This is a genomic window from Clostridium pascui, assembly GCF_016908015.1.
Taxonomy (GTDB): domain Bacteria; phylum Bacillota; class Clostridia; order Clostridiales; family Clostridiaceae; genus Clostridium_AK; species Clostridium_AK pascui.
In genome coordinates this window covers 15,956-37,492 of sequence record NZ_JAFBDB010000009.1, presented here as the reverse complement: position 1 = coordinate 37,492, position 21,537 = coordinate 15,956, and the positions used below count along the sequence as shown (strand labels likewise).

Below are 21,537 nucleotides of genomic sequence, written 5' to 3'. Positions count from 1 at the left end.
GCTTTAAAAAAGTCAAAGTTTTTAGGCAAAAATGATAAAAAGCATCATAGGATGCTTTTTAAATATTTTCAATCTGCCAATCTATAGTTTTTTTACCTATGGAGCTAAGAAATTTATTAGTCTTAGAAAAAGGCTTACTTCCGAAAAATCCTCTATGAACAGATAGTGGACTTGGATGAACAGACTTTATTATGTAATGCTTTGGGTTATTTATTATATCAACTTTGGATTGAGCATTTTTCCCCCATAATATAAAGACAATAGGTTCTTCCCTATCATTTAATAGGCTAATTACTTTATCAGTAAAGTGTTCCCATCCTATTCCTTTATGTGAATTTGCCTCACCTGCTCTAACTGTTAACACAGTATTAAGAAGCATAACTCCTTGATCCGCCCATTTCTTTAAGTAACCATTATTAGGAATATAGTAGCCCATGTCATTATTAAGCTCCTTATAGATATTCATAAGAGAAGGCGGAGCTGGTACGCCTGGCTTTACGGAGAAACTTAATCCATGTGCCTGATTAGGGCCGTGATATGGATCCTGACCTAATATAACCACCTTTACATCCTTATACTCAGTGTAGTGCAGGGCATTGAATATATCATACATATTAGGATATATAGTTTTTGTTTTATATTCATTTATCAAAAACTCTCTAAGATTTAAATAATAATCCTTTTTAAATTCATCTTCTAATAAATCCTGCCAATCATTTTTTAATATTTGCATGTTATCACCCTATAGTATTATATCATAAAAATAAATAGCCATATCCCCTTTATAAGACATGGCCATGCTGATAAAATCTTAAAATACAGGAATAGATGAACCTTTAGTTGTTTCTTTTATAAGCTTTTTGGTTTCATCAGTTTGGTAAATTTCTACTAATCTTTTAAGCGCTGCATTGTCTTTATCCTTAGTTCTTGCAGCTATAATATTAAAATAGTTCTTAACACTATCCTTTTTAGTATCCTCAATATATATGGAATCTTCTAGTGGAGAATATCCTGCTTCCACTGCAACACCGTTATTAATGGCTGCAACTGCTACGTCTTTTATAGATCTTGGAATTTGTGTTGCTACAAGTGGTATTACTTCAAAATTCTTAGGGTTTTCCACTATGTCTTTGACAGTTGGGGTAATACCTGAGCCTTCCTTCAATTTAATTAAACCTGCTTCCTGAAGAAGTAAAAGTGCCCTTCCGCCATTGGTTGCATCATTAGGAATAGCAATTTTATCTCCATTTTTTAGCTCCTTTAAGTCTTTTAAATTACTTGAATATATAGCCATTGGTGCTAAAACAGTATTTGCGATAGATACAAGATCTAGGTTGCGGTCTTTTTTAAATTGTTCAAAGTATGCCATAGTTTGAAAGGCATTGGCATCTATTTCTCCATCATTTAATGCCATGTTTGGTCTTACATAATCACTAAAACTTACAATCTTTAACTCAATATTCTCTTTTGCTAATCTCTCTTTTACATTATCCCAAACTTTATGGTCATCCCCTGTAACCCCTAGTTTTATAACCTGTTTCTTACTTGCATCAGCAGATGCTCCTTTTGACTGTCCACATCCAACAAATGCTGTAGCAGTTATTACTACCCCTAATACTAACGCTGCTAATCTTTTTATTTTCATTATTAAAGCCCCCCTAAATTATCTTAAATATTTTTATTTTATTAATGACTTAATTTCTTTAGTAAAAAATCACCAAAGCTTTGTATTCCATTAACTAGGATTAGAAGAATTATTATAGTAGCTACCATGATGTCAGTTTTAAAGTACTGATATCCATATCTTATAGCAAAGTCTCCAAGTCCACCCCCTCCTACGGTTCCTGCAACAGCCGAAAATCCTATTAAGCTAACTGTTGTAATTGTTAGAGCATAAACGATACCTGGGAGCCCTTCCTTTAATAAAATCCTATAGATTATCTCAAAAGGACTTGAACCCATGGCCTGTGCTGCCTCTATTACTCCCTTATCAATGTCTAAAAGAGCAGACTCAATTTGCCTTGCCACAAATGGAACAGCACCAAGTACTAATGGAACTATGGCGCCCTTTAATCCAATTGTTGTTCCAACTATAAGTCTTGTAAAAGGTACAACTGCTGCTAAAAGTATTACAAACGGAATTGAACGAAATATATTTATTACTTTCCCCACAACACTATAAATTGCGTTATTCTCAAGTATATTTCCTGGCCTTGTTACTACAATAATTATTCCTATTATTATTCCTATAGCAGTTGAAATGCTTCCTGCTATAACTACCATAAGTATGGTTTCTCCTAATGCCTTTATCATATCAGGAAAGAGCTCTATTACATTCGGCATAAAGTTGTTCAGAAATTCTAGCATTTTTAATCACCTCCACATAAATATCATTTTGTTTTAAATAATTTAATGATTCAACTATTCCTTCTTTAGAGCCACTAAATTTAACGATTAGATTTCCTACAGGAACCTCTTGAATTAGTTCGATGTTACCAAATAAGATACTTGCATCAACTTTAAATCTTCTAGACACCTTGGAAATAAAGGCCTGGCCCGTTTTTTGACCTACAAAAGATATCTTTCCAATTAACTCCTCTTCGGTAAGTTCTCCTATAAATGATTCTTTATCTAAAACTTCATAAATCTTATCATAATGAAATACTGTGGATACAAAGCCCTTAGTCATCTTCGCCTTTGGACTTACAAATACTTGAAGAATATTTCCTTCCTCAACCACTCTTCCATCCTCCATTATCGCTACCCTATGACATATTTCTTTAACGACTTCCATTTGATGAGTAATGATAACTATTGTAAGGCCTAATTTTTCATTTATTTGTTTTAAAAGCTTTAAGATTGCTCTAGTTGTTTGAGGATCTAATGCTGAAGTAGCCTCATCACATAAAAGTACCTGTGGATCATTTGCTAGTGCTCTAGCAATTGCAACTCTTTGCTTTTGTCCCCCACTTAGCTCTCCAGGATAAACTTTAATTTTATCGCTTAATCCAACTAATTCCAAAAGGCTTTCTACCTTTTCCTTAATTTGTTCTTTAGTAAGACCTTTTCCTTTGAGAGGATACGCTACATTTTCGAATACATTTCTACTCCTCATAAGGTTAAAGTGCTGAAAAATCATGCCTATCTTTTCTCTAGTTTTTCTAAGCTCTTTTGGCGACAATTTAGTTAAGTTTTTACCATTTACAATTACCTCCCCAGAAGTAGGAGCCTCAAGCAAATTGATACATCTTATGAGAGTACTTTTTCCCGCACCACTATATCCAATAATACCCATTATCTTGCCAGCTTCTACATGTAAGTTTACTCCTTTTACAGCCTCTATCTTATGTTCTTTAGTTTCATAGACTTTTTTAACATCCTTTAAATAAATCATTCATTTACCTCCCCAAATAAAATAAAAAATCCCCTTTCCCAGATGAGAAAGAGGATAATTCCAATAAAAAAAGCCCCATGGAAGGACCGCTTTTAAACTATTACCTTCCCTCATCTTTCAGACTAATGTCTGCAGGATTTAGCACCTTGCTTTGCAAATAAGCATTGCTGGTTGCTGAAGCTTCATCGGGCCAGTCCCTCTGCTTCTCTAGATAAGGATTTATATTCGATTTTTAAGTTAGCGTTTTCTGCTTGAAACTTATTATATTCTCATATTTTTTAAATGTCAATAAAAATTTTTATAGAGAAATAAACTTTTTTTGCTATTCATATAATAAATATACTTTAATATCTTATGAAAAAATACTTAAAAATAAATTATTAAGTCAAACAACCGAAACGCATTTTTTCTAAATATTTTATTTAATCATGTAATAATCATACGTTACCGTCAATGCACCAAATATTATAAATTTGTTGACAATTTTTACGCATGCATATATAATTTTATTCAATTAATCTTTGTCATGATAAAGTTAAAAGTTAATAAGTATCCTTATCAAGAGAGACTGAGGGATTGGCCCTGTGACGTCTCAGCAACCAGCAGGTATCATTAGCCTGTATGGTGCTAAATCCAACAGAAGTTTATTCTGGTAGATGAGGGAAGGTGTTAAGTTTAAATATTGCTCTTATAAGAGTTTATGTTTTAAAATCTTCTTCCATCTAGGAAGAAGATTTTTATTTTATCTAATTTTATTAGCGAAGCAAATAAAGATTAGTATCTCTATTTACTTATAAAAAGGGGGATCTATTATAATGAGTAAAATAATAAATAGCTATGAAAAAATAATTATTGATAAATTGGACAATGAAAGAAATAAATACATAAAAATAAGTCATAAAATTCATGCTAATCCGGAGATAGGCAATCAAGAGTTCTTTGCATCTAAACTTCTTGCAGACACCTTGGCTGATGCAGGTTTTTCTATAGAAAGAGCTGTAGCTGGTCATGATACTTCCTTTATAGCAAGAAAAAAATCAACAAAACTTGAAGGTCCTACTATAGGATTTTTAGCTGAATATGATGCCTTGCCAGGACTAGGACACGCCTGCGGGCATAATATGATTGGAACAATCAGTATTGCGGCTGCTATTTCTCTTTCATATCTTTTAGATGAAACAGGAGGAGAAGTTGTAGTTCTAGGTACTCCAGCAGAAGAAGGTGGTCCAAATGGAAGTGCTAAAGCAAGTTTTGTTAATTATAATTTACTCCAAGGTATAGATGCTTGTATGATAATTCATCCATCAAATACAACAGGAGTAACTGGGAATTCTCTAGCTGTGGATCCACTTGATTTCGAATATATAGGCAAATCAGCCCATGCTTCAGGTGCACCTGAAAAGGGTATTAATGCCCTAGATTCAGTTATTCAGCTTTTTAACGGTATAAATGCCTTAAGACAACATGTGCCTACGGATGTGCGCATACATGGAATTATTACTCATGGTGGTGATGCACCTAATATAGTTCCTGATTATGCAAAAGCAAGATTTTTTATTCGCGCAGCAAACAGAAAAACATGTGATGAAGTTACCTCTAAGATAAAAAACATTGCGCAAGGTGCAGCTCTTGCCACTGGTTCGAAGTTAAATATAATAGCCTTTCAAAATAAAGTTGATAACTTTCTTATCAATAAAAGCTTTGATGAACTATTTATTGAAAGTGCTAACTTGCTTGGTTTAGAAATAAGCAACAAGGTGAAAGAGGGATTAGGATCAACAGATGCCGGAAATATAAGTCAGGTTGTTCCTACTATACATCCCTATATAAAAATTGGTCCTAATACCTTAGTAGGGCATACTCCTGAATTTTGTGAGGCATCAGCTTCTAAGGAAGCCGACGAGGCATTAATTATCGGTGCAAAAGCTCTAGCAATTACTGGACTTGCTTTGATTACAAACAAAGAAAAACTACAGGAAATAACATCTGAATTTAATAGAATTAAATCCAATTAAGCTTTAACCCATTTCTATGTAAATATAAATTAGCATAATATTTTATGGAATTGATAAACTAATGGTTAGAATAGATGATAGAAAGGATGGCGCCTATGTATTCTAACCCAAGTATTTCTGTTTACAACGAAATAGGAAAGCTAAAATGTGTACTACTTCACTGCCCTGGGGAAGAAATTGAAAATATAGTACCAGATTATTTAAGAAGGCTTTTATTTGATGAAATTGCTTATTTAAAGCAAGCTCGTAAAGAGCATACTGAATTTGCTAATATTTTAAAAAAAGAAGGTGTCGAGGTCCTATACTTGACAGATTTGATGGCAGAAATTTTACAGCATCCACAAATCAGGCAAGAATTTTTGACAGAGTTTATGGAGGAAGGCGGTGTAGTTACATGGGGCTTACAAGAAGCCATTATGGAATTATTTAATTCATGTTCCCCCCATGAACTTATAAGAAAATGTATATCTGGAGTTCGTAAAGAGGAACTTAGGCATATTAAGCCTAAATCACTAGGAGATATGGTTAAAAACCCTTATCCATTTTATTTGGATCCCATTCCAAATCTTTATTTTCAAAGGGATCCATTTGCCTCCATTGGAGGGGGAATTTCTTTAAATGTTATGGCAAATACCACCAGAAATAGAGAAACTTTATTTGCTAAATATATTTTTAATTATCACCCTAGATTCAAAGATGTGAGCCGTTGGTATAATCGTGATAAGACACATCCTATAGAAGGTGGAGATATTTTAGTTCTCTCTGACAAAATATTAGCTGTAGGTATTAGCGATAGAACGGATCCAATGGCTATTGAAAGATTATCGCATAAACTCTTAGCTTCAGATGAACCCTTTGAAGTAGTTTTAGCCTTAGATATCCCAAAGGCAAGGGCATATATGCACTTAGATACTGTATTCACAATGGTCGACTATGATAAGTTTAGCATATACCCAGGAATTGAGGAGCCTTTAGATGTATATAGAATAACTAGGAGCAAAAATAATGAGATAAGCATTACTTATGAATGTGATGACTTATGTGATATCCTAAAAAAACATTTGAATCTACCTTCGGTAAACCTGATTAGATGTGGAAATGGGGACCCAATTGCTGCTAGTCGAGAACAATGGAGTGATGGAAGTAACACTTTGGCCATTTCTCCTGGAAAAGTGATTTGTTATGATCGTAATTATATTACAAATGAGGCACTTAGAAAAAATGGCGTAGAAGTGTTAGAATTCCAATCCTATGAGTTATCACGAGGACGTGGCGGTCCTAGGTGTATGAGTATGCCTATAATTAGAGAAAAGCTATAGATAAATATTAAACTTATATTTATAATCTATTTAAAGTTATATTTTTGTTATAATATCTATGATTTCTAGTGTCCTTTATTAATCTTTTTTAATACTATAAATATATAATAATTAATTAAAGGATTTTAATATGTTTTATAAGGGTGATTTCCACATACATTCTACAGCATCTGATGGTGACCTCACTCCAAGTGAAATAGTAAGTCTTGCAAGTAATGAACATATTGATATAATATCAATAACAGATCACAATACTATATTAGGTGTTGAAGAAGCTATTCAAGCAGGTAATAAACTTGGAATTACGGTAATTCCAGGGGTTGAATTATCTTCACGTTATAAAAATAAGAGTGTTCATATTTTAGGTTACTTTAAAGATGATAGATATAAGGATAAAATTTTCGAGGAATTTTTAAACCTTGTAAAAGATCATAAAGCAAATCATGCAAAGCAATTAATAAATTTACAAAGCGATTATAATAAAAATAGCCATAGATTATCTGTTAATGATGGAATTAAGGTGTTAAAGTTATTTGGGGCAACAGTAGTTTTAGCTCATCCAATTCTTATAAATAAAAACTATCTTACGGAAATTATTAATATGCCCTTTGATGGTATAGAAGCCAAGCATTTTAGACATACACCTAGCGATATGGAATTCTTCATAAAAATAGCTACTGAAAGTGGATTATTTTATACTGCTGGTTCTGACTTTCATACAAATAAGCAAACTGATTTGAAACATGGATTGATAGGAGACATATACCTAAATTCCCGGGAAATAGATAATTTTTTAAAGATGCTTCTTTAAACTATAAAGTCGCCTAAATGGCGACTTTATATATCTTTTGGTATTCTTAAAAATATTTCACCTATACTACACTCAATACAATCTTCCTTTATGCATACATCTCTATTTCCTAATACCTCTTGCTCTAGACCTCTTCCTCCAGCACGAATTGTTTCAAAAACCTTCTCTAAATCCAGCTGCCCATAACCCCATTCAGGATTTGGATAGATATCGCCTTCTCTTCTTCTTGCCCCTCTTATAAAATAGGTTCTCATCTTTCCAACAAAAAGACTTGGATCATTACCATCTACTAGTCCCCATTGATATAATAGTGCACATGCTCCAGCGTAAACTGCTGCTGCTACACTGCTTCCACTAATAGTGGTAACTCCTCCTCCTACTGCTGTAGTCTTAGCATTTATACCACCAGCTGCTATATTAGGAACTATTCTTCCATCCCTAGTGTATCCTCTACCGGATTCTACAACTCTTGCATTAGTATTTTGATTATAAAACCCTGCCACAAGTACTTGCCTTGCAGTAGCTGGTGTCTGAACTGTAATAAAAGGTGTAGGGTTTAAAAATCTTGTTCCTTCTTTAACTAATGGCTTTTGGGGCAGCCATGCATTATATTCTCCACTTAAAACAAGATCTCCATATAATATAAACTGCCATATTCCAGGTCTAGCATTTTCAATTCTTATTATTATCAACTCATCTCCTGTTAATTCTTCTGGAAGTAAATATTCTACAAACACTGTACTTCTTTCAAATACAAGATTTATTTGTTCTACTTCTTGAAGCTTAGCAGGAATTCTATCTATAACTTCTCCTGAAGGAGATACTATACCTAATGAAAATATATCTGGTTTTTTCACCCATATTTGAAAGACCAAATTCCTTTGTTCTGGGGCCATATTTAATTCAATAACCTTTCTATCACCCTGTCTTTCTAACGTTCCATAAGTATGCCCGTTTTCATCTCCCTCATTTCCAACCCCTGTTACCACTGCTATTCCTCTTACTTTTGAAACTTCATCTATATATCTTTCTATAATTGTATTCCCATCATGGGGCCCACAATTAGTCCCAAGAGGTATAAAAATTACTGTAGGTTTATTTAACGATTTACCTACGTTGGACACATATCTTATAGCTGTTATAATATCTGTTCCCTCATACACAGGTACTGGAGTTGAAACCCCTCCTATTCCTTCGTCTATGGCATCAGCGCTGGCCTGTCTAAGCTTTACAACTATGAATTGTGCGTCAGGTGCAGCTCCAATAATTTCTCTATTATATCCTCTTGCTCCTATGATCCCTGCCATTTGCGTTCCATGACCTATAGTATCTCTTTGGCTTACGACCCCATAAGGGTCTCCATTATTTCTTGAAATAGTTATTGCTTCATTTATTTGTGTTCTACTATATTCAGTTCCATAATTAAGTCCCTGTGGAGGGGTTCCACTATTATCACTTTGATCCCAAATACTTAGTATCTTTGTTGTATCATCTTCGTACATGAACTCTCTATTTAAATAATCTATTCCCGTGTCTATTATTCCTACGTATACTTCTGTGCCTAACAAATTAAGATATGGATTTATGTGAAATTGATATATATTTGCAGATTCTTGAGGTTGTGTTTGCATCAATGTATATAACGATGACCTATCTACGTAAACCACTTCTTGTATTCTTAAAACTTCTGTTTCTCTGCCTCGTTCTACAGACACTATGGCATAATTTTCATCTAAAATTGCTGCACTTGCATAAGGTAATTGTCTAAGTCTTTCAACTATATCTCCATCATATTCTACAAGATAGCTTAAAATTATTGGCTCTTGACTAATTTCTTGAACTTCAGGAGCTACTTGAGTCTCCGGTACTGGCTGAACTTCTTGCTGCTCACGAGTTAATTTACAATAGTTATCATTCATATTCAATAAATCACCCCTAAAAAGTCTTAATAAATCAAAGGATGTTTGTGCACACACCTGACCATATCCCCAAGTGGGATTAGGATAAATAACTTGAGGCCTATCCTTCTTTGCACCTCGTGCAAGATAATATTTAAGTCTTTCTCCATATAAAAAGGGGTCATTCCCATCTACTATACCCCACTGCATAAAAAGTGAACATATTCCGCTTACATGAGGAGCTGCCATAGAGGTCCCACTTTTAGTATCTAACCTACCACTAGGTATTACAGATTGAATATCTTCTCCCGGAGCCACTAAATCTGGTTTTATTATATTCCCTTGAAGTTCCCCTCTTCCTGAAAAACTTGAAATAGTATTTGTAATTCCATTATAACTTCCTACAGAAAATACACTTTCTACTGTAGCTGGTATACCTATAGTAAAATATACTTCAGGCTCTAAAAACTTAGTATTCGGATTTAACCCTTCTGTTATAGGAAGCCATATATTATATCTTCCTTGATATTCTCCCTGAGATGTAATATTCAGATTCCAAACTCCTGAGGATAAAAAATCTCCTGTAGGTATTAAACTTATTATAATTTCTCCATTCATGTTATATGGTTTAGGGCCTGTATAATAAATATAATATCTGTCCTGTCCTATTGTTCCTTCTTTGTATCCCTCAGTTATTCTAATTTGCTCTGAACGAATTCCACTGGGATTTACTATTTGTATAGTAATGTCATTTAGTACAGGCTTATATATTTGAAATATTATTCCTCTCTCATCTGGTGCTATGTTCAAAGGTATTGTTTGATTTTGTCTTAATTCACCGCCTGCATGATGTGCCTTATCTCCTTCGTTTCCAGCGGCAACTACAAAACTAATTGGATTTAACCTGCAAACAGTATCAATATATTGCTCAAATAAAGTACTTCCTGTATGTGATCCATCATTAGTACTAAAACTTAAATTTATTACTAATGGTTTGTTGAGTTCTACCGCTTTTTCTAAAAGAAACTTTATTCCTCTCATAATTAAAGTATCCTTAGTATAGTTTACTTGACCTCCTGCGGTTATCTTAACCATTGCTATAGAGCTTTCATAAGCTACTCCATAATTTTCTCTAAGAATTCTTCCTCCAGCGCATGCTATACCTGCAACATGAGTACCATGTCCAAGAGTATCTCTTTGCTGAACTATAGCAAATGGATTTTCAGATTGAAGAGCTCTATTTATATCCGCTCTATTATATACCATTCCCCCTTGAGATAAGTCATATATATAATCAATTCGTGTGGTATTATCTGCATTTATAAAAGCAGGGCTTGTATAATCTATGCCTGAATCTATGAATCCTACAAGTGTACCCCTACCTGTTAGTCCACTTCCCCAAAGCGGAGGAACACAAGAAGCTCTATTACTATTTAAATCGGATGTAAATACAATTCTTGGGAGCTCCAAATATTGAATCCCTCTTATTTGAGATACTTTTTCAATGTCTTCCACATTCAAGATTACGATCCCAAAATTGTAACCTAAATCTTCAAATGTTCCCCCTATAGCTGTAACTTGGCTGGATATTTCATCAGGCCGAACATTATATATTACTGTTAATTCTACCTTTCCAGTTAAAAATTGCTCATTTTTTGATAAATCCGCTAATTTTGCTAATACACTTTGTGGTACATTTATTAAAAGATTTAATAATCCATTGGTTTCTATAAATATTCCCCCAAAAAATTATTTATCAACTTATTTTATGACTAATGAACTGTACATGTTACAATATAAGTAAATATTTAATATTTCTTATCAATTAGTTTTATTCATGCATAATATATATAATATAATTAACCTGAAGGGGTGGAAAAATGACAACTTCTAAGTACTTAATAGTGTTATCTTTTGATGCTATGTCTTCAGAAGATTATGGATATATGAAGACTCTTCCAAACTTTAAATTTATTTTAGACAATGGCTCCCATATAGAAAAAGTAAATTCTATATATCCAACCTTAACTTATCCTGCGCATACATCTATTATTACAGGTATGCTGCCTAAAAATCACGGTATAGTAAATAACACATTATTTCAACCTGGAAAACAGAGTCCTGATTGGTATTGGCATAGGAAATATATAAAGTGTCCTACATTATATGATATAGCTAAAGAAAAGGGATTGAAAACTGCAGCGCTTCTTTGGCCTGTAACTGCTGGTGCTAATATAGATTATAATCTCCCTGAAATATGGCCAAATAAATGGTATGAGAATCAAGCTTTAGTTTCCCTTTTAGGTGGGTCTCTCTGCTATATACTTAAATTAAATAGTAAGTTTGGTAAGATAAGAAAAGGAATATCTCAGCCCTTCTTGGACGACTTTATACTGCAATCTGCTATATATACTATTAAAAGTAAAATGCCTAACTTACTTTTGGTCCACTTTACAGATGTAGATACAAATAGGCATTTATACGGATATAACTCTAAAGAAGCTGTAGATGCTATTCACCGTCATGACTTTAGATTAGGTGAAATATTAAAGACTACTAAAGATATTGGTATATATGAAGACACTACATTTGCTATACTAGGTGATCATAGTGCATTAGATGAACATACCATAATAAATATAAATGTACTCTTTAAAGAAAAAGATCTAATTACCCTAGATTCAAATGGAGAATTAAAGGATTGGCAGGCTTACTTTAGCAGCTGTGATGGAAGTGGCTATGTTTATTTAAAAAAACCTAATGATAGTCATTTAGTTAAAAAGGTTGAAGATATACTTATAGATTTTATAAAAAGAGAAGATAGTGGAATAGAATCTTTACTTAATAAAGACCAAGCAATAGGCTTAGGTGCTAATGATAAATGTTCATTTATGCTTGAAGCCAAGAAGGGATATTACTTTTTAGAAAAATATACTGGAAGTATTTTTGAGAAAGTAGATGAATCACTTATAGGCATCAAAAAACACTATACAAAAGCTACTCATGGTTACTCTCCTTTAAAACCTAATTACAGTACAATATTTTCAGCTATGGGTAAAAATATAAAAAAAGGAGGAATAATTAAAGAAGCTAATATTGTTGATGAGGGTCCTACCCTTGCTAAAATGCTTGGTATTTCCATGGAGAATACCGACGGAAAGTTAGTTGATGATTTATTTATTTAAGGCAATGTATGCTATAAAGTTTGATTACTCCTATCACCTATTTAGATTTTCATAATAGACTAATAGTATATTAGTGCTTATAATATTGGAGGTCTAAATGTCATCTGTAATACTTTATATAAGTGCTGGAATTTTACTTATGCTATCTTATTTTAAAGATAAAAATAAAACTAAAAAGGCACTTATTAGATCTATGAAATCCTTTGAAAATATAATGCCTCAATTTTTGGGGATAATATTTATAGTTGGAATAATGCTTGCACTACTTAAACCAGAAACCATATCAAATCTTATTGGTAATAATTCTGGGATTTTAGGAGTGTTTTTATCTTCAATAATTGGATCCATAACAATGATGCCAACCTTTGTTGCGTTTCCTACTGCTGACATGCTCCTTAAAAGTGGTGCCGGCTATGCACAAGTTGGAGCACTTGTATCTACATTAACACTGGTAGGGGTAATTACTTTTCCCCTGGAATCTAAATACATTGGTAAGAAAGCTGCTTTTTTAAGAAACTTTGTGGCTTTTTTATTTTCTTTTATTGTAGCATTTATCATAGGGTGGTTTTTTAAATGAAGTTTACTAAAATACTAAAAAGATATAAGTTTTTTTTATTTTCTATTCTTATTACTATTCTGTTAGCATTATTTGATAAGACTATCGGGTTGAAGTCTTTTGTTATAGCGCTATCAAGTTTTAAACAAATGATTTCGGTATTACCTCCAATAATGATAATGCTTGGATTAATGGATTCTTGGATTTCTCGAGAAACAATGATGAAGTATATGGGAAAGAATTCAGGTTTTGGGGGAATATTACTCTCTATACTTATAGGGTCCCTTGCCGCTGGCCCTATGTATGCAGCCTTTCCTTTTACAACTGTATTATTAAAAAAAGGTGTCCGATTTAGTAATGTGCTAATATTTATGAATGCTTGGTGCGTCACAAAGATATCAACATTTTTATTTGAACTTACAGCTTTAGGTTATAGATTCACCTTTGCAAGGCTCCTTATAAATCTTCCTGGCATAATCCTCATGGGCCTTATAATAGAATCACTTTTATCCCATGACGAACTTGAAAATCTTTATTTAAATGCTGAAAATACTAATAAATAAAGAGGCATGTAGTAGTATTTAATACCGTACATGCCTTATAAATTCATAAATTTTTATGTATTTTATTCATCCCAACACTCAACATTTTCTAAATTAGGTATGTTATTTTTATTGAAATGAGGATCCTTTCCCTGTTTAAATTGAACTTCGTAATCCTTTAGCGCATTGAAAGCTACCTTTCCAAGCATTGCAATAGTAACTAAGTTTATAAGAGCCATAAATGCCATAAATAAATCAGCCATATCCCAAACTATTTGCACTTTAGCTATTGTTCCAAATATAACCATGCCAAGTACAGCTGCTCTATATGCAAAAAGCCATCCCTTATTTGCTTTAATAAATTCAATGTTTGTTTCCCCATAATAATAATTACCAATTATTGAACTGTAGGCAAATAAGAATATGCTTATTGCTATAAATGTATTGCCCCAATTTCCTACCTGTGAGCTTAAAGCCTTTTGAGTAAGCTGTATTCCTGTCAAATTAGCTTCAGTATAAACTCCTGAAAGAAGTATTATAAATGCCGTACAGCTGCATATCAAAATAGTATCTGTGTATACTCCAAGTGTTTGTATAAATCCCTGCTTTACAGGATGAGTAACCTCTGCTGTTGCAGCTGCATTAGGAGCACTTCCCATACCTGCTTCATTTGAAAACAATCCTCTCTTTATTCCCATCATAATAGTTGTACCTATGGTACCTCCAATGAATGGCTGTAATCCAAAAGCATTTTTAATTACAAGATTAAACATGTGTGGAACTAGTGTTATATTTCTTATAACTACAAATAATGCAATCAATACATAAGCTACTGCCATTACAGGTACTATAGCCTCTGCTACTTGAGCTATTCTTTTTACTCCTCCAAATATAATAATAGATGTTAAAGCTATTAATACTATCCCTACTACAAGTTTGTTTATACCAAAAGCTTCCTCAAAGGCTCCGGATATAGTATTAGCTTGCACTGAATTAAAAACTAACCCAAAACTTACTGTTATAAGAATAGAAAAAATTATACCAAGCCATCTTTTATTTAGTCCTTGTTCCATATAATATGCAGGACCACCTCTATATCCACCATTTCCATCCTTAACCTTATAAACTTGTGCTAATGTACTCTCTACAAAGCTAGATGCTCCTCCTACGATTGCTATAGCCCACATCCAAAATACTGCCCCAGGACCTCCAGCTGCAATAGCAATTGCTACTCCCGCCATGTTCCCTGTTCCAACTCTTGAAGCTGTGCTTATGCAAAATGCTTGGAATGATGAGACATGAGTTTTATTTTTTTCTGTTATGGCTTTTCCTGCACCTTCTCCTAAAAGCTTAAACATGGTTTTAAAGTATCTTATTTGAACAAATTTTGTTAAAAATCCAAAATATAAACCCACACCTACCAAAACTGCAATTAATACATAAGACCATAGTATATTATTTGCTTGGCCAATGGTATTCGTAAAAAACTCTGCCATATTGTTCCCTCCTATTTATTTAATGCATCTAAAATTATATCAAATAATTTATGGAAATTTAATCTTTTTTATTTCTATAAATATTTTTTCAATATAATAATTCAGATATTTCATTAAAACTCTCAAAATAATAATTTGTATATAAATATATAATATTAATATATAATAAATAGTAATTAGCATAATTAGTTATATTAATACTTTATTTAATATATTTTTAGGAGGTAACTATGAAATTATTACTTACTAACGACGATGGCATCCAATCTCCCGCATTACTTGCCTTAGCAAAAGAATTAGAAAAAGACCATGAACTTATAATAGCTGCCCCAGATGCTCAAAAAAGTGCAACTGGTCATTCAATAACCATCGAAACCCCCATTATAATACGACCAGTAAGTTTACAAGGAGTTTCATCAAAGGCATATAGTATAAGTGGCACTCCTGCAGATTGTGTACGAGTTGCAATAGATAAGCTTTCAAGCGATAGCTTTGATATGGTTATATCAGGAATAAACTTAGGAACTAATCTAGGAACTGATGTACTTTATTCTGGCACTGTATCTGCTGCAATAGAAGCTGCTATTTATAAAATTCCATCAATAGCTATTTCTTCAGAAGTCCGCAAGGATAAACTTTGCTATGATATAGCGGCAAGATTTGCGCCTAAAATTTTAAATACAGCAATAAAAAATGGAATTTATAAAGATTTAGTTTTAAATGTAAATGTACCTTGTATTGAAGAAGAGGATATTAAGGGAATACAAGTTTGTCCTATAGGAGATAAAACTTATGACAATTATTATTTAGAATCAACTACTGAAAACAACGATATTTCAGTACTCTTAAGAGGTACCTTAAATAATAATATAGGCGAGGGAACTGATAAGTTTTATTTTAATAATGGCTATGTAACTATTACCCCTCTTCATTATGATTTAACTAACTTTAAAATATTACATGAAGTTGATAATTGGTTTAAATAAATAATCTTATTAAACTTTACCTTGACAGAAAATATTTGAATTATTATAATTATTAGATATAATAATATGTAAAAACTATGATAGGAAGAGTATGTACAGGATATAACCTAAGCGAGCTGATGATGGTGTGAGATCAGTGTGAGACCTTTGCAGAAGAACATCCTTGAGTTTCTAACCGAAATTTTAAATAAAAGTAGGCTTAGAGGTTTCCAACACCTTATAGTTGGGATATAGATTTTTCTATGTAGCTAAGAGGCCTTTTGGCAAATTGGGTGGTACCGCGAATATAAGACTTTCGTCCCTTTAGGATGAAAGTCTTTTTTTATTTTACAAATTATTTATAACATATAAATAAATTCTTACATAATATAATTAGATACAGGGAGGATAAATATGGAAACTATATTAATTAAACAGCTTTACAGAGAAACAGAAAAGTTTACAGACAAAGAAGTTAGCATATCTGGATGGATAAGAACTCAAAGAAATTCTAAAACATTTGGTTTTATAGAATTAAATGATGGAAGTTTCTTTAAAAATGTTCAAATAGTATTTGATGATAAGCTTGACAACTTTGTAGAAATTACAAAACTTGCTATAAGTTCATCCTTAACAGTAGAAGGAAAGTTAGTGGCTACACCTAACTCAAAGCAAGCCTTTGAATTACATGCATCAAAAATAATAATCGAAGGGCTTTCATCTTCAGATTATCCACTACAAAAGAAAAGACATACTGTTGAATTTTTAAGAACTATAGCACACTTAAGACCAAGAAGTAATATGTTTTCTGCAGTATTTAGGGTGCGTTCACTAGCTGCCTTTGCTATACATAAATTCTTTAATGAAAGAGCCTTTGTATATGTTCACACTCCAATAATTACTGGCAGTGACTGTGAAGGTGCAGGAGAAATGTTTAAGGTTACTACTTTAGACTTAAATAATATTCCTAAGACTGAAGATGGTAGCATAGATTTTTCAAAGGACTTTTTCGGCAAAGAATCTAATCTTACAGTAAGTGGTCAATTATCTGCTGAAACCTATGCATTAGCTTTTAGAAATGTATATACCTTTGGCCCTACATTTAGAGCGGAAAATTCTAATACTGCAAGACATGCAGCTGAGTTTTGGATGATAGAACCTGAAATGGCCTTTGCAGACTTACATGATGACATGGATTTAGCTGAGGATATGGTTAAATACGTAATTAACTATGTAATGGAAAATGCTCCTGAAGAAATGGAATTCTTCAATAACTTTGTAGATAAGGGCTTATTTGAGAGATTAAATAATGTAGTGAATTCAGAATTTAAAAGAGTTTCCTACACTGAAGCTGTAGAACTTCTTAAAAATTGTGGAGAGAACTTCGAATATCCAGTTGAATGGGGTATAGATCTTCAAACTGAGCACGAAAGATACTTAACAGAGAAAATATTTAAAAAACCTGTGTTTGTTACTGATTATCCAAAGGATATAAAGGCCTTTTATATGAGATTAAATGATGATAATAAAACAGTTGCTGCTGCTGACTTACTTGTTCCTGGAGTTGGAGAAATAATAGGTGGCAGCCAAAGAGAAGAGCGTCTTGATGTCCTTGAAAGAAGAATGGAAGAACTAGGACTTAAGAAGGAAGATTACTGGTGGTACTTAGAGCTTAGGAAATATGGTGGTACTAAACACGCTGGATTTGGCTTAGGCTTTGAAAGAATAATAATGTATATTACCGGAATTTCTAATATTAGAGATGTTATACCTTATCCAAGAACTACAGGTTCCGCTGAATTTTAACAAATAACTTTTAAAGGGGGGAGTTCAATGGCTTTTTTTAATGCCCTGGGAAGTGTATTTAGTATAGTAATAATGATAGCACTAGGGTATTTTCTTACACATAAAAAGTGGATTGATGAAGAAAATGCTAAGGTTTTTGCCAAACTAATTACCAATATAGGACTTCCTACTATGATGATAAATAACTTAATGATTAACTTTGATAAAGAAAAGCTTTTAGATGCTGGCAAGGGATTATTTGTTCCCTTTGCCTCCATTGCTCTATCTTATCTTTGTGCCAAAGTCTTTTGTCGTATATTTAGAGTGAAAAAAGGAAGACAAGGAGCATTCCAATCTATATTTTTCGTGTCCAATACCATATATATGGGGCTTCCTGTAAATTTAGCTTTATTTGGCGAGCAAAGTGTTCCTTATGTACTTTTATACTATATAGCAAATACTACATTTTTTTGGACAATTGGAGTTTATGAAATAAGTAAAGATGGAAAAACTGGTGGAGCTAAGTTATTTTCTAAAGATACATTAAAGAGAATAATTTCTCCTCCACTTTTAGGTTTTTCTTCGGCAATAGTATTGATCCTTTTAGGAATTAAACTTCCAAGCTTTATATTAGATAGCTGTAGATATTTAGGAAACATCACTACACCTTTATCTATGATTTTTATAGGTAATACTATTTACTATGTTGATTTTAAGGGAATTAAAGTGGACAAAGATATGGTTGGTGCTCTTTTAGGCCGATTTGTTATTTCTCCTATATTAGTTCTTATCGTTATTCTTATTTACCCACTTCCTCCACTTATGAAAAACGTATTTACTGTACAAGCAGCAATGCCTGCAATGACCAACACAGCTATTATGTCCAGGATTTATGATACAGATTATAAATATGCAGCTGTTATGGTTGCAATCAGTACCTTATTAAGTGTAGTCGTTATTCCTATTTATAAGGTTTTGTTAACCTAATATAAACAAAAGAAACATCGATTTGCGGTGTTTCTTTTATTTATCAACGATTTAGCCCAATAAAATCGTTTTCACATTTACTTTAGTCCATTTTTCACGCATATATAAAATTTTTTTTATGTAACCGATTGCTGTACCTTTAACTTTTTAATAAGTTTATATAAAATATATTATGTAATTAAAATCTTAAGAAGAGTATATAGAAAGGCGGCCTTACAATATGAATCTTAAAAATCTTTTTGTAATGCAAGAAAAGCTGGATGAATATATAATAAACCAACATAATCTTCAAGATAAACCTCTTTTGCCGCAAAAGTTACTTGCACTTCAAGTTGAAATAGCGGAGCTAGCTAATGAAACGCGTTGCTTTAAATACTGGAGCACTAAAGGTCCATCTTCAAAAGATGTTATATTGGAAGAATATGTGGATTGCCTTCATTTTATATTAACCATAGGCCTTGAAAAAAACTATACTGATATATCACTTACTATACCTGATGTTAGCTTACAAGTAGATATAACAGATAAATTCACAAATTTGTATATAGATGTAAATGATTTTATAATTTGCCCTTCTAAAGATCACTATCAAACCTTATTTGAAGACTTTCTCTTATTAGGAAAGTATTTAAATTTTACAGATGAAGATATAGAAAAAGGTTATCATAAAAAAAATTTCATAAATCATCAAAGGCAGGTTATTGGATATTAGGAGGTAGTTTTTTACTACTTCTTTTTTTTATAATTACATTCTTCTTTGGATACACTAAATAAAAGGAGAGTGATCAGTTAATTATGCTAGGAGTAATTTTTTCAATAATTGCAGGAATAGCTATGAGTTTTCAAGGAGTATTCAATACAAGACTTGGTGAAAAAATAGGCACTTGGGAAACAAATGTGTTTGTTCAGGGCACTGGCTTAATTGTTACTTTAATAGCACTTCTAATTTCAGGAAGTGGCAGTTTTAAAAACTTACGGGAAGCAAACAAGTTATACCTTACCGGTGGAATATTAGGCGTAATAATAATATATACAGTTATGATGGGAATAAAATCCCTTGGTCCTACCTGCTCTATTGCAACTATATTAGTAGCACAATTAACTGCTGCTGCTATTATAGATGCTTTTGGACTTTTTGATTCCACCCAAATTAAATTTGGACTAACAAAAATAATTGGAGTTGGAGTTATGATAATAGGGATTATTATATTTAAATGGAAATGTTAAATTCTTAGGGGTACATTTTGTACCTCTAAGAATTTATAAAATGAATTTTAAAAATTTATATAGTTTTTATCACATATATATCCTTTTGTTACTATAATATATAATGGAATAAATTTTAAGGAGTATCTTACTATGTATTTTTTCAAAAGTAAATTAAGCCCTGATTTAAAGGTACTTGTAAAAAATAAGCTTTACAAAAGCTTAAGAGTTATTATTCATTGTAAGCTGCTCCAGGAAAAAATAGAGGGTAAAATAAAAAGCTATAGAGGCCATGTTATTCATTCACTCCCTGATATAAATTGCATTGTAGCTAATTTATCTCCTAATGCAATAGAACGACTCTTGGAGTTCCCTAGTATAAGCTATATATCCTTAGATACAATGGCTTTTCTTTGTGCTAAAAGCATATTAAAGTCAAATAGATGTGCTTTGCAAAACAATCATAAGCTTACTGGAAAGGGAATCACCATTGGCTTAATTGACAGTGGAGTTTATCCACACATGGATTTAGTAAATCCTTATAATAGAATTAAATGCTTTACTGATTTAATAAATCAATATAAGTATCCATATGATGATAATGGACATGGAACCTTTATAAGCGGCATATTATGTGGTAATGGCTCTGCATCAAAAGGGGTTTATAGAGGGGTAGCTGTTAATAGTAATTTATATTGTATAAAGGCTTTTGATAACTTAGGAAAGGGTTATGTATCTAATATACTATTCTCTTTAAACAAGCTAATAGAAGAAAAGGATATCTATAACATAAAGGTCATATGCTTACCTTGTGAACTTCATGAAAACAATGAATTTATATTGTCATTATTTTCCAAGTTATTTCAAAAGGCAGTTGATAGTGGAATTATTGTTGTTGTTCCTTCTGGACATAATGGAAACATAGAATGTTCTATAAGAGGTATAGCAACTTTATCAAATTGCATTACTGTAGGTGGAATTGATACTTCTTCTGATGATTTAAAGGCCTATGCCAATTCATCCTCAGGACCTGTAGGAAAATTAGATAAACCTAACTTATCTGCATCTTGTGTAGATATATGTTCTCTAAACTCTAATATAGACTATATATCTGAACGTAATAATAGGCGTATATATCCTCGGCCTTTAGATGACCCCTATATCACATATACTGGCACTTCCTGTGCAGCAGCCTATATATCAGGGCTTTGTGCTTTATTATTTGAAACTAATCCTGATCTTACATTTAAAGATGTTACTTCTCTTTTAAAAATATCTTGTAATATGCTAAATATATCAAGATGGGTGCAAGGTGCTGGAGTAATAGATATAGAAAAATTACTCCCATAAATTACCAAGGAGTAATACAATCTTATAT

General features: G+C 32.4%; 18 protein-coding genes, 2 riboswitches and 1 other annotated feature. Of the genes, 12 read left to right on the top strand and 6 right to left on the bottom strand.

The genetic code is table 11. The features are described 5' to 3' along the window. Nucleotides 1-58 precede the first annotated feature (58 nt). The 4 genes from JOC70_RS17185 to JOC70_RS17170 form a co-directional block, all read right to left on the bottom strand. Complete coding sequence (locus JOC70_RS17185; RefSeq protein WP_204600109.1) at nucleotides 59-733, bottom strand: uracil-DNA glycosylase; 675 nt, start codon at nucleotides 731-733, stop codon at nucleotides 59-61. A 78-nt stretch (nucleotides 734-811) separates the two neighbouring features. Beyond that, nucleotides 812-1,645, bottom strand: a complete 834-nt coding sequence (locus JOC70_RS17180; protein ID WP_204600108.1) for a MetQ/NlpA family ABC transporter substrate-binding protein — start codon at nucleotides 1,643-1,645, stop codon at nucleotides 812-814. Between the two features lie 41 nt (nucleotides 1,646-1,686). Next, nucleotides 1,687-2,367 (bottom strand): methionine ABC transporter permease, encoded by a 681-nt coding sequence (locus JOC70_RS17175; protein WP_204600107.1) that lies wholly within the window; start codon nucleotides 2,365-2,367, stop codon nucleotides 1,687-1,689. After that, nucleotides 2,315-3,394, bottom strand: coding sequence for a methionine ABC transporter ATP-binding protein (locus JOC70_RS17170; protein ID WP_204600106.1), 1,080 nt, complete (start codon nucleotides 3,392-3,394; stop codon nucleotides 2,315-2,317). The genes JOC70_RS17175 and JOC70_RS17170 overlap by 53 nt, the downstream gene beginning before the upstream one ends. Nucleotides 3,395-3,501: 107 nt before the next feature. Further along, nucleotides 3,502-3,612, bottom strand: a riboswitch (SAM riboswitch). Nucleotides 3,613-3,946: 334 nt separating this feature from the next. Further along, nucleotides 3,947-4,057, top strand: a riboswitch (SAM riboswitch). A 152-nt stretch (nucleotides 4,058-4,209) separates the two neighbouring features. Here JOC70_RS17170 and JOC70_RS17165 point away from each other — a divergent pair. The 3 genes from JOC70_RS17165 (at nucleotide 4,210) to JOC70_RS17155 (ending at nucleotide 7,539) form a co-directional block, all read left to right on the top strand. Further along, nucleotides 4,210-5,409, top strand: coding sequence for a M20 family metallopeptidase (locus tag JOC70_RS17165; RefSeq protein ID WP_204600105.1), 1,200 nt, complete (start codon nucleotides 4,210-4,212; stop codon nucleotides 5,407-5,409). A 95-nt stretch (nucleotides 5,410-5,504) separates the two neighbouring features. After that, entirely contained in the window at nucleotides 5,505-6,728 is a 1,224-nt protein-coding gene (arcA, locus tag JOC70_RS17160; protein ID WP_204600104.1) for an arginine deiminase, read from the top strand. A gap of 130 nt (nucleotides 6,729-6,858) precedes the next feature. Beyond that, nucleotides 6,859-7,539 carry a PHP domain-containing protein gene (locus JOC70_RS17155; protein WP_204600103.1) on the top strand — a complete coding sequence of 227 codons (681 nt, stop codon included), beginning with the start codon at nucleotides 6,859-6,861 and terminating at the stop codon, nucleotides 7,537-7,539. Between the two features lie 26 nt (nucleotides 7,540-7,565). Here the strand turns inward: JOC70_RS17155 and JOC70_RS17150 are convergent, their stop codons facing one another. Then, nucleotides 7,566-11,168: a S8 family serine peptidase gene (locus tag JOC70_RS17150; protein ID WP_204600166.1), complete on the bottom strand. Its 3,603-nt coding sequence runs from the start codon at nucleotides 11,166-11,168 to the stop codon at nucleotides 7,566-7,568. A gap of 149 nt (nucleotides 11,169-11,317) precedes the next feature. Between JOC70_RS17150 and JOC70_RS17145 the strand changes: the two genes are divergently transcribed. The 3 genes from JOC70_RS17145 (at nucleotide 11,318) to JOC70_RS17135 (ending at nucleotide 13,741) form a co-directional block, all read left to right on the top strand. Then, nucleotides 11,318-12,622: an alkaline phosphatase family protein gene (locus tag JOC70_RS17145; RefSeq protein ID WP_204600102.1), complete on the top strand. Its 1,305-nt coding sequence runs from the start codon at nucleotides 11,318-11,320 to the stop codon at nucleotides 12,620-12,622. A 97-nt stretch (nucleotides 12,623-12,719) separates the two neighbouring features. Then, on the top strand, nucleotides 12,720-13,199 hold the full coding sequence (locus JOC70_RS17140) for a permease (RefSeq protein WP_204600101.1): 480 nt from the start codon (nucleotides 12,720-12,722) through the stop codon (nucleotides 13,197-13,199). Next, the gene (locus tag JOC70_RS17135; protein WP_204600100.1) at nucleotides 13,196-13,741 is read left to right on the top strand and encodes a permease; all 546 of its coding nucleotides are present in this window, start codon (nucleotides 13,196-13,198) and stop codon (nucleotides 13,739-13,741) included. Before JOC70_RS17140 ends, JOC70_RS17135 begins: the two co-directional genes overlap by 4 nt. A gap of 62 nt (nucleotides 13,742-13,803) precedes the next feature. On the opposite strand, the gene JOC70_RS17130 is transcribed toward JOC70_RS17135, so the two are convergent. Beyond that, a complete protein-coding gene (locus tag JOC70_RS17130; RefSeq protein WP_204600099.1) occupies nucleotides 13,804-15,216 on the bottom strand; it encodes an alanine/glycine:cation symporter family protein in 1,413 nt (470 codons plus the stop codon). Nucleotides 15,217-15,446: 230 nt separating this feature from the next. Between JOC70_RS17130 and surE the strand changes: the two genes are divergently transcribed. The 6 genes from surE (at nucleotide 15,447) to JOC70_RS17100 (ending at nucleotide 21,509) form a co-directional block, all read left to right on the top strand. Beyond that, a complete protein-coding gene (gene surE, locus JOC70_RS17125; RefSeq protein ID WP_204600098.1) occupies nucleotides 15,447-16,202 on the top strand; it encodes a 5'/3'-nucleotidase SurE in 756 nt (251 codons plus the stop codon). A 68-nt stretch (nucleotides 16,203-16,270) separates the two neighbouring features. After that, nucleotides 16,271-16,508, top strand: a binding site (T-box leader). Between the two features lie 87 nt (nucleotides 16,509-16,595). Further along, on the top strand, nucleotides 16,596-17,987 hold the full coding sequence (gene asnS / locus JOC70_RS17120) for an asparagine--tRNA ligase (RefSeq protein WP_204600097.1): 1,392 nt from the start codon (nucleotides 16,596-16,598) through the stop codon (nucleotides 17,985-17,987). Between the two features lie 27 nt (nucleotides 17,988-18,014). Further along, entirely contained in the window at nucleotides 18,015-18,953 is a 939-nt protein-coding gene (locus tag JOC70_RS17115) for an AEC family transporter (protein ID WP_204600096.1), read from the top strand. 220 nt (nucleotides 18,954-19,173) lie between these two features. Further along, nucleotides 19,174-19,665 (top strand): dUTP diphosphatase, encoded by a 492-nt coding sequence (locus tag JOC70_RS17110; RefSeq protein WP_204600095.1) that lies wholly within the window; start codon nucleotides 19,174-19,176, stop codon nucleotides 19,663-19,665. An 83-nt stretch (nucleotides 19,666-19,748) separates the two neighbouring features. After that, complete coding sequence (locus JOC70_RS17105) at nucleotides 19,749-20,180, top strand: DMT family transporter (RefSeq protein WP_204600094.1); 432 nt, start codon at nucleotides 19,749-19,751, stop codon at nucleotides 20,178-20,180. 132 nt (nucleotides 20,181-20,312) lie between these two features. Further along, nucleotides 20,313-21,509: a S8 family serine peptidase gene (locus JOC70_RS17100; protein WP_204600093.1), complete on the top strand. Its 1,197-nt coding sequence runs from the start codon at nucleotides 20,313-20,315 to the stop codon at nucleotides 21,507-21,509. Nucleotides 21,510-21,537 lie beyond the last annotated feature (28 nt).